6 protein-coding genes are annotated in these 13,611 nt (G+C 45.9%); 5 read left to right on the top strand and 1 reads right to left on the bottom strand.

Features of this window, described 5'->3' with window-relative positions; translation table 11 throughout:
* Positions 1 to 13: 13 nt before the first annotated feature.
* Entirely contained in the window at positions 14 to 976 is a 963-nt protein-coding gene (locus tag DXC10_RS00665) for a FimB/Mfa2 family fimbrial subunit (protein ID WP_101541830.1), read from the bottom strand.
* Positions 977 to 1,092: 116 nt separating this feature from the next.
* On the opposite strand from DXC10_RS00665, the gene DXC10_RS00660 reads away from it, so the two are divergent.
* The 5 genes from DXC10_RS00660 to DXC10_RS00640 all read left to right on the top strand — a co-directional run bounded on the left by DXC10_RS00660 (position 1,093) and on the right by DXC10_RS00640 (position 13,419).
* Positions 1,093 to 3,600, top strand: a complete 2,508-nt coding sequence (locus DXC10_RS00660; RefSeq protein ID WP_117737175.1) for a GDSL-type esterase/lipase family protein — start codon at positions 1,093 to 1,095, stop codon at positions 3,598 to 3,600.
* 212 nt (positions 3,601 to 3,812) lie between these two features.
* Positions 3,813 to 6,998, top strand: a complete 3,186-nt coding sequence (locus tag DXC10_RS00655; protein WP_117737174.1) for a TonB-dependent receptor — start codon at positions 3,813 to 3,815, stop codon at positions 6,996 to 6,998.
* Between the two features lie 21 nt (positions 6,999 to 7,019).
* On the top strand, positions 7,020 to 8,702 hold the full coding sequence (locus tag DXC10_RS00650; RefSeq protein WP_117737350.1) for a RagB/SusD family nutrient uptake outer membrane protein: 1,683 nt from the start codon (positions 7,020 to 7,022) through the stop codon (positions 8,700 to 8,702).
* 42 nt (positions 8,703 to 8,744) lie between these two features.
* Entirely contained in the window at positions 8,745 to 10,790 is a 2,046-nt protein-coding gene (locus DXC10_RS00645; protein WP_117737173.1) for a hypothetical protein, read from the top strand.
* 16 nt (positions 10,791 to 10,806) lie between these two features.
* Complete coding sequence (locus DXC10_RS00640) at positions 10,807 to 13,419, top strand: hypothetical protein (protein WP_117737172.1); 2,613 nt, start codon at positions 10,807 to 10,809, stop codon at positions 13,417 to 13,419.
* Positions 13,420 to 13,611: the final 192 nt, after the last annotated feature.

The following is a 13,611-nucleotide window of genomic DNA, read 5'->3' as shown; positions in this document are numbered from 1 at the left end:
GAAATATCCTTCGTTACTCAATGGTTGGAACATCTATATTTTCGTTTTCCTCTTTCCAGTTGTCAACATTAAAATCACCGGAGGTTTGATCGGAGAAAATATCCCCCAAACTTAAAGTTAAGTTTAATCTTGTATTGGCTGTAAATGGAGAGGTCAATGTTTGCTTGAAACTTTTTACTGCACCATTTTTCAGGATTATCGATAACTGAAACTCTGATTTTCCCGCAGAAGGGAATAACATAACAGTGGCATTACTCATTTGTGTACCATCCGTAGAACGTACTAAAGGAAAGGCAATCGTGCGGGGAGTACCTTGGGCTTTTCCTGTGTAATAGTTTACACCGCTATATATATTGGTGATGCGTACAGCTACGCTATCTATGCTTGAACTCAGTACGCCATTATCCTTATCCTTTACGATAACCTTCAGTCCGGCTACTGCTCTGTTTAGGGAAGCTTTCAGATTTTCGGTACCGATTTTTACAGGTTGTACGGCATATACTAAATCAAATACCGGATAATAAATAGTATCTGTCGATATTTTGACTAAGGTAAGTGCTTGCCGGGACAAGTCTCCTCCGATAGTGAGTGCCGCTTCTCTTACTGCGGGATATGCATAAATAGGTTCTTTGTATTGAGGTGTGCCCCAATAAAGCATATTGTAAGTTCCGGTTGGTAAAGAAATCACCCGGTTGGTGGTATTCTCTAAGATAGCACCGTCTTTCACTTTGTAATATCCGTCGAAGGGTGTCAGTTTTTCGTTGATGTAGTTACCATAATAGATGGAACTGCCGGTTTCACAGGGGGCAACAGTTAGAATACCGGTCAGGGGGCTTTGTCCACTTGTGGTGCTTACACTCATCTCTAATGCCGGGCTGATAAGATGTGGATCGTCCGTTCCATTACAGTTGTTGTCATCGTCCGAGCAGCTTGTAATAAAAGCTGCAACAGTCATAAGTACTATTAATTTCTTCATTATCTGTTAAGTTTCAGGTTATTCTTTTAGAGAACATTTTTTGCTTCAAATAGTTCTCTATCCTAAAAAGAATGTATATTTGCAAGGATAAAACACAATGAGACAACACACAAATCATGAAAAGAAGAATTACTATTGGTTTATTTTTGTTGTGCATATCATGCCTGTGGGCAGTTGCACAAGAAAAGAAGATTGTTAAGATTGCCTGCGTTGGCAACAGTATCACTTTCGGTTCAGGAATTCAAAATCGTTTTCAGAACAGTTATCCGGGGATACTCTCGCAATGGTTGGGAGAGGGGTATGACGTGCGTAACTTTGGATTGAGCGGGCGTGTTTTGCTCAATAAGGGTGACCGTCCTTATATGCACGAGCCCAAGTTTCGGGAATTGTTGGCTTTTGAACCGGACATTGTGACTATTAAGTTAGGTACCAATGATAGTAAACCGTGGAATTGGCGTTACGGAAAAGATTTTAAGGAAAATCTGAATGAAATGTTGGATAAGTTGCAAGAATTGCCTTCGCAACCTAAAGTGTATCTCTGTTTGCCCGTTCCGGCTGTCTCTTCAAAGTTTGGAATAAATGATAGCGTAATCGTTAACGGTATTATACCTGTTATCCGCAATGTTGCAAAGAAAAGACACTTGCAGGTTATTGATCTTTATACGGCAATGAAACCTTATCCCAATTATTATACAGATGGTATTCATCCCAACGAATCGGGAGCGGCAGTAATTGCAGGTGAATTATACCGGATCTTAACGGGTAAAGAACCTTTGGCTTATATTCAACAGCCTTTTCCCGGTAAAAAAAGTAATTGGAACGGTTTCGATCGTTATGACTTTTTTTGTAATAGCAGACAAGCTACAGTCGTAGTTCCACATAAGGCTGCTGAAGGAAATCCGTGGATCTGGCGTCCGGCATTCTTCGGCGCATTCCCGTCGGTAGACAAGGCTTTGTTGGAAAAAGGTTTTCACGTGGCCTATTATGATTTGACACATCTGTATGGCAGTCCCCGTGCTGTACAGTTGGGCAATGACTTCTATAATATAATGTGCCAATTCTATCATCTTTCTCCGAAAGTAACGTTAGAGGGTTTTAGCCGTGGAGGACTGTTTGCATTTAACTGGGCTGTGAAAAATGTGGATAAAGTGGCTTGTATCTATGTGGATGCGCCGGTATGTGATGTATTCAGTTGGCCCGGGCAGGCAAGAAAAGATTTATGGAGTGACCTGTTGAGAGAATGGAATCTTACGGAAGACGCTATGAAAACATTCAACGGTAATCCGATAGATAATCTTGCTCCTTTGGCAAAAGCGCATATTCCGGTAATTGCTGTTTGTGGGGATAGTGATAAGACAGTGCCATATGCTGAAAATATGAAGATTGCAGCCGAGAGATACCGTGCTATGGGGGGGCTTGTCGAGATTATCCTGAAGCCGGGGTGTGACCATCATCCGCACAGCTTGGAAGAACCGGAACCGGTAGTTGACTTCATTGTACGCAATCAATCCGACTATCAAGAGAAACAATCTATCCATCGTCGTGGTAGCCTTGCCAATGCTTACCTAAAGTTTACGAAAGAGAAAAAAGGATGCGTTGCTTTTCTGGGTGGTTCCATTACTGAAATGCGTGGTTGGCGTGATATGATTAAGGAAGATTTGAAACAGCGTTTTCCCGATACCGATTTCAATTTTATTGAAGCAGGTATCTCGTCTACCGGTACTACTCCCCATTCTTTCCGGTTTGAGAACGATGTTTTGCAGAAAGGTATGCCCGATTTACTTTTTGTGGAAGCGGCGGTGAACGATAATACCAACTATTTTAATTATATACAGCAGACACGGGGTATGGAAGGGGTTGTTCGCCATGCACGTGCAGCCAATCCGGATATGGACATCATTATGATGCACTTTATCTACGATCCGTTTATCCCGTTGTTGGATAGGGGTATCCAGCCGGAAGTGATAATGAACCACGAGAGAGTGGCGAATTATTATTATGTTTCTTCCATCAACCTGGCCGAGGAGATAGCTCGTCGTATGCGTGACGGAGAATTTGACTGGAAATATTTTGGTGGTACGCATCCGCATTGGAACGGCCATAAATACTATGCCGCCGCCATAAACCGTCTCTTCGATCTGGAATGGAGCGGTAATGTGGATGAGAAACAGGTACGACCTCATGAAATGCCGGAGAAACCGATCGATCCTTATTCCTATGATAAGGGGAAATTTGTGGATATCCGTTCAGCCAAACAGCTTCGTGGTTGGAAAGTAGTGGATGACTGGACTCCTACCGTTAAGGGAAATACCCGTAAGGGTTTTGTACATGTACCTATGTTAGTTACTGAAACAGCTGGTTCCAGTTTATCCTTTGATTTCGAAGGAAGGGCTGTCGGCATTTTTTGCGTGGCTGGTCCGCAGGCATGTATCCTGGAATATAGTGTGGATGGAGCACCGTTTAAAAAGCTTGATACTTATACCGACTGGAGCCGGAAACTATACATTCCCTGGGTGTATTTATTTGAAACGGAACTTGTACCCGGACATCATAACCTGCGTCTGCGTGTGGCAAAGGGTGATAAAACCGGTTGTCAAATACGTAATTTTGTAGTGAATGAATAATTCTTTATCCCCCTCAGAGCCTATTTGAGGGGGATAAGAAACAAATTATACCTTTTTTAGTAACATTTCAGATACGTTGATTAACTAATCTGTCTCCTTTCCATAACAATATCTCTACCTTTCTTTTTCCTCATTTCATACATTTGTCATGGTTTTATTTCAAGTATTGAAAAAGAACAAAATCTTTGATATTAACCATTAAACAATGTACAATGAGAAAAACATTATTGGAAAAGTGCATAAATCTGCATTTATGCCGTGTTGCATGGATACTTCTGCTCCTGGTACCTGCAATCAGTAGCCTTCAGGCTAATCCTTCTCAAAACAGAACAGTTTCGGGTGTCGTGACGTCTGCCACGGACAATGAACCGTTGATTGGCGTCAGCGTTCAGGTAAAAGAAGCCGGAACAGGTGCCATAACCGATATTGACGGTAAATACTCGGTGACAGCCCGACAGGGGCAGACACTGGTATTTTCTTATATCGGTTATCAATCTCAGGAAATAAAGGTAGGGACCTCCTCCACTGTTAACGTATCTTTGAAAGAGGATACTGAAATGCTGGACGAAGTCGTGGTAGTGGGTTACGGTGTCCAGAAAAAGAAACTGGTGACGGGAGCTACGGTTCAGGTGAAAGGTAATGATATTGCCAAACTGAATACGACCAATCCTCTTTCGGCTCTGCAAGGACAAACGCCGGGTGTGAACATTGTCTCCACTTCCGGTCAGCCGGGCGCCAATATGAGTGTAACTATCCGTGGTCTGGGTACGGTAGGCAATTCGCAACCGCTTTACCTTATTGATGGGGTAGGAGGTGATATTTCCACTTTAAATCCCGCCGACATTGAGAGTATCGATGTATTGAAAGATGCCGCTTCGGCAGCTATCTATGGTGCGCAAGCCGCGAATGGCGTGGTACTGGTTACTACGAAGAGTGGTAAGGAAGGTACTTGCAGGATTAGTTACGATGGTTTTGCCGGTTGGCAGACCGTAGCCCGTAAATTCAACATGCTCAATGCGTCAGAGTATATGAGTATCATGGATGAGGCTCGTCTTAATTCGGGTATGTCTCCTGTGGATTGGGCTTCACTCAACTCCATATACGATGCCAATGGTAATATATATGATACCGACTGGATTGACCAGGCTATCAAGGACGGTGGATTGACAACTAGCCACAGCCTTTCGTTCACAGGCGGTTCCAAGACTTCCACTTATGCCATTTCGGGCGGTTATACCGGTCAGGATGGTCTGATAGGAGGTTCGGATGTCTCTTATTATAAAAGATATAACTTCCGTGCCAACTCCGAGCACAAGATGTGGAATGGATTGGTTACCATAGGCGAGCATGTAGGTTTTGTCTGGAAAGACACGCGTGGCATGAATACCGGAAACATCTGGAATAATAACCTTCGCAGTGCTTTCTCCGCATCTCCTATTGTCCCTGTTTATGATGCCGATGGCAACTACAATTCTACGGTGAACTCCGATTGGAATGTAAACGACGGCAATCCTTACGGTAACATGATGGTGAACCGTTACAATAATAGTAAGAATGCCTCGCTCGATGCCAATGTATATATGCAGATCGAACCTATTAAGAACTTAAGGTTCAAGACCGTGTATGGCATTAGCTACGGTACTTCCGAATACCGTGCTTATACACCGAAGTATCAGTTTACTCCACAGACTGCCAACACCGTGAGTAAAGTGAACCAAAATCATGGTCACGGCTTGACGATGGTGTGGACCAATACCCTTGCATATGATTTCGATATTGCCGATGAACATCACATCAATGCCTTGATAGGTAGCGAATTGTCTACTTACGACGGCAGTATCACCGAAGGTTCCAATACAGGCCTTATTCCCGGATTTGACGATTGGGAACATGCCTATCTGGCAAACACCAACGGTACGGAGAACAAGACGGTGAAGGGTGCTCCTTATGATGCCAACCGCAGTATGTCCTATTTCGCTCGTTTGGGCTGGACGTGGAAGGAACGCTATATGTTGAATGCCACCATGCGTGCCGACGGTTCATCGAAGTTTGCCAAGGGTCACCGTTGGGGATATTTCCCTTCGGTATCTGCCGGTTGGACTATTTCCGAGGAAAAATTCATGGAACCCGTGAAGTCTTGGTTCGACTTCCTGAAGTTGCGTGTCAGTTGGGGACAGGTGGGTAACGCCAACATCAACTGCTACCAATACCTCGCTCCGGTTTCTACTACGAATACCAATTATAATTTCGGTGCCGGTGGCGGTCAGGATGCTTGGGTCACAGGTTCCTACACCAGCCGTCTGGCCAATGAGAAAGTGCAGTGGGAAACTTCCGAACAGTATAACGTAGGTATCGATGCCCGTTTCCTGAACGGTCGCCTGGCGCTTACGGCCGACGGGTATATCAAAAATACCAAGGACTGGTTGGTACAGGCTCCCGTACTGGCAACGGCAGGTACCAACGGACCCATTATCAACGGTGGTGACGTGAAGAATAAAGGTGTGGAACTGGGACTTTCCTGGAACGACCGGATTGGAAAAGACTTCACCTATAGTGTAGGCGGTAACTTTGCATACAATCACAACGAAGTGGGAAGTATCCCCACCGAAGACGGCATTATTCATGGTGCCACCAATCAGATTTACAGCAATTCGGAAGAATTTTACCGTGCCGAGAACGGCCATGCCATAGGTTACTTCTGGGGCTTTAAAACAGCCGGCATCTTCCAGAATACCCGGGAGATTAATGATTGGATTGCTGCCGGAAACGGTGTATTCCAAAGTAATGTACAACCCGGTGACGTGAAGTATGTGGATGTGAACCATGATGGCGCCATCAATGCCGCAGATAAAGTGGACTTGGGCAACGGGCTTCCCAAATATACATTCGGCATTAATCTCAGCCTAGGTTATAAAGGTTTCGACCTTAGCCTGAACGCTACCGGTGCCGCCGGTTTCCAGATTGCCCAATCTTACCGCGACCCCAACTCCTCACAATCCAACTACAGCCGCCAGATACTGAACCGCTGGACGGGTGAAGGCACGAGTAACCGTATTCCCCGCGTGACTTACGGTGATGTGGGTAACTGGCAGTTCTCCGATCTCTACCTGCAAGATGGCGACTACATCCGCCTGCAAAATATCACTTTAGGCTACGACTTCAAACGCCTTATCTCTTGGAAAGGCTTGTCTAAACTTCGTCTCTATGTACAGGCCCAAAACCTCCTCACACTGACCAAGTACGATGGTATGGACCCGGAAATCGGTTCCTACAACGGTACGGACGGTAATAAGTTGAATTCAGACGGCACCACTAACCAGGCATGGGTATCGGGTGTAGATATGGGTTACTATCCGCATCCCCGTACTTTCATTGTAGGTATTAATCTTGCGTTTTAAATCATGAAAAAGAAAAGTAGTATGAATACAAAACATATATTAGTAATGAGTGCGCTCGCTGTGTCGGCTTTGGCCCTCACGTCGTGTGAAGATTTCTTTGAAACCTCATCCCAAAAGGACTTGAACACTGAAACGGCCTACAGCAATCTGGAATCGGCCGAAATGGCTTTGGTGGGCTGCTACGATGGATGGCAACGTACCATTTCCGATGCAGGCATGGGCATGTACCTGTTGGCGGAATTTGCATCCGAGCAGGCTTTGGGCGGTCTTGGTTTCTCTGATGACAAAAACAACAACGTGGTTGACCAGTTCAATGCTGGTATCGCTCCTTCGTACAATGACCTCTTTAATGTGGATTGGGTGAACTATTATAAAGCCGTGTTCCGTTGCAACCAGCTTATCTCCCAAGAAGAAAATATCAATTGGGGCGGTGATACCAAAAGTCAAGGACGTGTAATGGGCGAGGCGCGTGCCCTTCGCGGTATCCTTTACTTTGATCTGACCCGTATGTTCGGCGATGTGCCTTTGCTCACGACTCCTTCCGAAGAGAATATTCCCCGTTCGCCCGCAAGTGATGTCTATAAACTCATTTTTGAAGACTTTAAATACGCCATCGAGCATATCCCTGCCGATGCCTATCCTCTGGATAATCGCAACAGTAACGATGGCCGCATCACTAAGTATGCCGTAGAGGCTTTACTGGCCCGTGCCTACCTTTACCATACGGGTTACTACGGTGCCGAACATCCCTCGTGTACCAAAGCGGAAGCTGTGGCTGCCATTAATGATGTGGTGGAAAAAGGCGGTTACGAGTTGGAGAAGAACTATGCCGACTTCTGGATGCCTTCCTGCACTACCGATGCTTCAAGCGGCAGTAACTATGGCTGGAAAACGACTTATGCTGGTAAGTGGTACGATGGTTCTGCCTGGCAGGCCGGACAAGGTAAGCTTTCGCAGGAAATTGTACTCAACCTGAAGATGAATACCACTCACGATTACAATGGCAATGGCGATGGAAATACTTTCTCTGTCTATCTGGGACCGCGTAACAGGAGTGCGGTAAACGTTTGTATTTCCAGTGGTTGGGGCGCTTGCCCGGTGACACCCGCTTTTGTGGAACAGTATAAGAACGACCCCCGCTTCAATGCGTGTGTGTGGAGTTGTAAAGATGCCGGCTTCAATGCCGATATTACCGATTCATACGAATATACCGGTTACTACACCCGCAAGTATGCACCTATGTGTTTTGCCGATGGCACACGTCAGGAAGTGGGATTTAAGTTGGGCGAGCAACACCAGAACATCACCTACTATCAAGACTATACCATCATGCGCTATGCCGACGTCTTGCTGATGCACTCCGAGCTCAATGGTGACGCCTGGGGCTTAAATGAAGTTCATCATCGTGTATCTCCCGGTGAAACGTTATCCTACAGCATCGAAAACATCCGTAATGAACGAGCCATTGAACTGGCTTTCGAGGGTGTGCACTATTGGGACTTGATGCGCTATGAAAAAGACGGCGCATACGCCGCACGTGCCATTGCCGCCGCACAGAACGGTGCTAAAGTAATGAGTGGTGGAAACGAGACAACCACTTCATTCTCCGAAAGCAATTTCACCTCAAAGAAAGGTTTGATGCAGATACCTAATACACAAATCACCCTTTCGGGCAATGTGATAACTCAAAATCCGGGTTGGTAACCCCGAAGGTTTTAGATTGAAAAACATTAAAAACAATAAGATATGAAATTAAATCATTACATATATTCGCTCATTGCCGGCTTGGTGTTGATATTGTCGGCATGTTCGCCCGATGAGTACGACATGGGTAATAAAACCTATGCATCCGAGGATTTGGTGGAAGGTCTTGCCTACACTGTGACTGTCGAAGGCAATCGGGTACACCTCAAATCGAACATTACAGGCTGCACTCCATTGTGGGTCACTCCCCAGGGACGTTCGCAGGAGAGCGAACTGTCCATCGAATTGCCTTTTGCCGGTTCCTATGAAGTGACTTTCGGTGCGGAGACTCCCGGCGGCGTTGTGTTTGGCGAACCTCATGCCTTCAAATTGGTTCAAAACGACTTCTCGTTACTGGGTGATGAAAAGTGGTTCCTGTTGTCCGATAAGAACTTTAAATCGGGCGATGCGCTTCCCGACGCCGAGACGTTGGCACAAGGTATCAGCAAGAAATGGTATCCTTGCGATGCCAACTACGGTATCGGCCAGTGTTCGGGGCCTATGGTCTTTGTAGCTCCCTACGACCCTGACGGTGACGGTGCCGGTTTTACCGACAAGGAAAAAGAAGAATCGGTGTATAAGGGAGACTTTATCTTTGGAACAGGTAACTGGAAACCTAATTGGGATCCGGGTTTTCAAAGTTTCATTGTTCTGGAGAATGATCCTTACATGGGGTCGTATATGACTTTTAGCATGGATGCCGCCAGTGGTTGTGTGGCTACGATGTATCGTGGTGAAGCCGGTGATAAAAGCTCGAATACGGGTACAGACATGGTAGGTAAGTTTAATATGAACCTCAGCGAGAAGACTAAACCGACTATTACATTCACCGATTGCTATGCCATGCATCCCCTGAGTTTCGATGCTACTTGTTCCAACTATACGCAAGACATTCAAATTGCAGAACTCACTCCATACATGTTACAGTTGGTAACCAAACGTACCAACTCCGAAGGGAATTGGTATCTTGTGTGGAACTTCGTGTCCGAGGAAGTCATTCAGACCCAAGGCGAGTGTATTCCTAAAGAAGAAAGCGGACAGATAGAGAAGGTTGCTCCTGTGCTTCCTAAGTTTGATAATCTTCTCACCGATCTTTTCACTACCGAGATTAATGGTGTGACATACGTGGGCAATCAGATGACATTCAACGTAGATACCGAAGCGCCCTACGACTGGTTGTGGTGGAACGGTTCTCCCAACGCACAGAAATGGGAAAGCGTGACGGGAGGTACATATAATAACTCATGGGCACCTGCTGCCGGTGATGAAGTGGCGGACTTTGAACTTATTTTGAGTAAGGCTTCCGATGGTACTTACAATTACGAAGCAGGTGAAACTGGGGGCAAGGTAATGATTGCTGATGGTGTAATGACCTTCGACAAAGACATCACTATTCTTACCGCTTCAAGCGATCAGCGCACTGTTACTGTTACAGGCAAGGTGTTTACGATACTTGGCGTTGAAGCCGCTGAAAAATTGGTGATTGGTGTTCCCGAATCTGTAGACGAGAACGGAGTGGTGAATTCTTATCTTGTAGCCAACCTGCTCTATAAGAAGATTAGTACCGGTCCGGCGGGTCCCACTGTGATAGGTATCGATAACTCTCTTTTCGGTCAGGAAGGCATCACTTGGTTGGAAAACGGATGCATTCGTCTTGCTTTCCATCATTATGGTGCGGATGGTAAAGGTCTTTTCAAAGATGCCGCCTCGGTGAAGTTGAAGAAAAACCAGACCATCAGCGTAACCTTTAAGATTAATGGTGGAATAACTTGGACAAGGACTCCGAAGTGCGCACTGATTGACAATAACATCAAGACCACTTGGGAACCCGCCTGTTTCGATCTTGATGACGCTGTAACTGTCAATACTTCAGGTGAAACGACCGTAACTCTGACTAATACCACCGGAGCTACCGTAACCTTTGTCCCTACCTGTCTCGACCTTTCCATCCAATATGCCGATTACGGTGTTGCCGATGTACTGAACGGTGACGGTAATCCCGATTGGAGCACCGTTGGATTAGAGATTGTATCTTGCACCATTCAATAAATAACAGTATAGAAATATGAAAAACAAAATATTATTCGGAATAATGGCTCTCGTCATGAGTGTGTTTGTGACGGGATGCAATGATGAGGACGATTATGCCATCAATAAACAGCCGTTGCTCACCGACAACGCGGTGGTGACAGGCTCGTCGGATGTGACTGCCACGTCGGCTACTTTGCATGGAACCGTATCGGGGCTTGAAAGTCAGTCTGTAAATGCTTATGCCACGGGATTTTATTACGGTGATGCAGCCGATGCGCTCACGGAAAGGATTACCGCTACGGGCGGTGCGGAATTTGCTGCAACGGTAGCGGGCAGTGTAAACCAAACCCTCTATTATCAGGCATACGTTACCCTGCAAGGTAAGGTGACCTATAAGGGTGAAGTGAAAAGCCTTGTCCTTACCAATGCCCGTGCCGTTACCGGTGAGTTCAGTAACGTGGTTGCCAACAAGGCTACTTTGGCGGGTTCACTTGCCGATTTCCCCACAGGTGCGGAGTGCGGTATCATGGTATCGGGAGTGGAAGGTACGGAAAACGTACGTGCCGGTGTGCGCATTGCCGCTGATACCAAGGAAAGCTATACAGTCAGCGTGGAAGGCTTAGTGCCCAATACTACTTATCATTATGTGGCTTACCTCGACCTGGGTGCCGGGGTGGTGTATGGTGAAGAAAAGTCTTTCACTACCACGGCTCATACGTTCGATCTCGATAACGACTTGGTAGACCTCGGCCTTTCCACTAAATGGGCAAAGTACAACGTAGGTGCCACTTCCGAAACAGAAGTCGGCGGTTTGTTCGGTTTCGGCGATATGACAGGTTTCAATACCAGTCTCAATCCCGCTGACTATGCTTCCGCCGATGTTTATAGAACGGTTAATGATATCGCTTACAAGGCCTTTGAGGGAAAAGTAACCATGCCTACCATTGCCGAGTTTGAAGAACTTTTTGCACTTTGTTCCAAGGAGTGGGTTGAGGTGGAAGGTGTTGCCGGATATAAATTCACCGGTCCTAATGGAAACTCAATCTTTATGCCTGCCATAGGTTCTCGTACGAAGGAAACTACTGCCGGCGCCGGTGTGGACGGATGTTACTTCTCCGGTTCAATCAATGTTTCCGATCCTCGTTTTGCCATGAGCTATCATTTCAATAGTGCTATGGCTACCCGTGCTACCACTCCGGTTTATCAAGCTCTCGCCATTCGTCCGGTATCTACGGCCAAGAATGTGAAATTCGACCGTTCGCTGCTTTATGGTAAATGGTATATAGACAATGGTCAGGATGGTGAATTGCATGTATTCCAAGGGCCGTTCACACAGTGGGGCGATACGGACAACTGGAGTACAGTGTCCAACGGACAGCCTAACATTAATCAGCAAATTCATTGGGAAATGGGTGTTGACAACGGTTGGGTTGGTTATACTTATGGCGTTGATTATGGTTACATGGAATTCTTTGAAGACGGAACAGTGAATATACACCGCTTGACCGATGATGGAACAGCTACCGATGAAACCGGTAAATATACCATTGATGAGACAAACAAAGTAATCGACATTGATGTCAATGTTCTTTGTGCTAATACCTGGGCAGCGGTGAAGAGTGGCAAGTTGAATATTCTGTCTCTGACAAGCGATGGTCTACAGATTGCCCTTCCTAACAATGACGGTTATGCCTACTCCGTCAACTATTATAGTCAACGTAAGGCCGAGGCTGATGCCAAGATACCGGTATCGTTGCTTTGTGTGGATGCTAATTTGGCCGGTACTTGGGGCGAGGTTGTCGCTCGGATATCTCCGGCAGAATTGGCAGGGCAGCACACCTTTAAATATGAAGGTACGTGCAGCGGTGCTATGGTATTTACGCTTGATTTCCAAACTCTGTTAGCCAAGTACCCCAATGCATTCGTGCGCATCGACGAGATGAAGTGTGATGGCAATGCCATTCAATTCAACGCCAACAACTTCTTCTATGGAGATATTGAGAACAATGGTAACTATCGTATCGAATTATTCAATATTTGGGGTAAAGGTGCAGCCGGAGACAAAGTGTTTAACAGCGCTTTCAGTAACTCACAAAATGTAGGTTCTGATCCGGCTTTTAATTTCACTGGTAGTTTGGAGATTACTTATACTATCTTTACTGATGCCAATGGCGCAGGTGTCTATACTCCCAAACTTGCCACCGTGACCGATTGGGGTCCTAACTGTGTCTGGGATTACAATGAAGGGGCTACCCTGGAGGTGCAATACAAGGACTTCCAGTACAGCATTGCCGGTACTAAATCGTTCGATATCAACTATGAGCCTACCGGGCTTGACTACAGTGCTGGTTCCATCATGACTTTTATTGAAGTAGCCGATATCTATGCCTATTTCCCCGGTATACATGCCACACTGGATAATTTTTACCTTGATGGCTCCGAGATAACATTCGATGCTGCAAAAGTGCTCGATGCTAATGAGGCTCCGAAGTATCGTCTGGAGCTTTGGAACTGTTATGGAGCGACGGGGAAAGCCGGTTGTGCATTTGGTACGCGCGAGGGAGATGTAATCAAGGAACTTGGCTTCAGTAATTCTATGGAACTGAAATTCACTTTCCACAATCTGTTTGCTGTTCCCGAATGGTAATTGAGATACTGGTTTGATAAAAAGTCCGGGGTGAACAACACTTCGGACTTTTTTGTGGAGCGATATAACCTCCTATAAAGGGGAAATGGCAGTACTTAACTCAATGCATCCCGTTTCCATGATAGGAAACGATGGTTCCCATTAGAGGAAACCGCCGTTCCCATTAAAGGAAACCGCCGTTCCCATTAAAGG

Source organism: Bacteroides sp. OM08-11, assembly GCF_003438665.1.
In the GTDB taxonomy this organism is placed as follows: Bacteria; Bacteroidota; Bacteroidia; order Bacteroidales; family Bacteroidaceae; genus Bacteroides; species Bacteroides cutis.
Note: the sequence above shows the minus strand (reverse complement) of the source record. Positions and strands in the feature narration are given on the sequence as shown.

Coding starts and splice junctions, on each gene's coding strand:
- DXC10_RS00660 (WP_117737175.1), top strand. CDS start 1,093: ATGAAAAGAAGAATTACTATTGGTTTATTTTTGTTGTGCATATCATGC.
- DXC10_RS00640 (WP_117737172.1), top strand. CDS start 10,807: ATGAAAAACAAAATATTATTCGGAATAATGGCTCTCGTCATGAGTGTG.
- DXC10_RS00645 (WP_117737173.1), top strand. CDS start 8,745: ATGAAATTAAATCATTACATATATTCGCTCATTGCCGGCTTGGTGTTG.
- DXC10_RS00650 (WP_117737350.1), top strand. CDS start 7,020: ATGAATACAAAACATATATTAGTAATGAGTGCGCTCGCTGTGTCGGCT.
- DXC10_RS00665 (WP_101541830.1), bottom strand. CDS start 976: ATGAAGAAATTAATAGTACTTATGACTGTTGCAGCTTTTATTACAAGC.
- DXC10_RS00655 (WP_117737174.1), top strand. CDS start 3,813: ATGAGAAAAACATTATTGGAAAAGTGCATAAATCTGCATTTATGCCGT.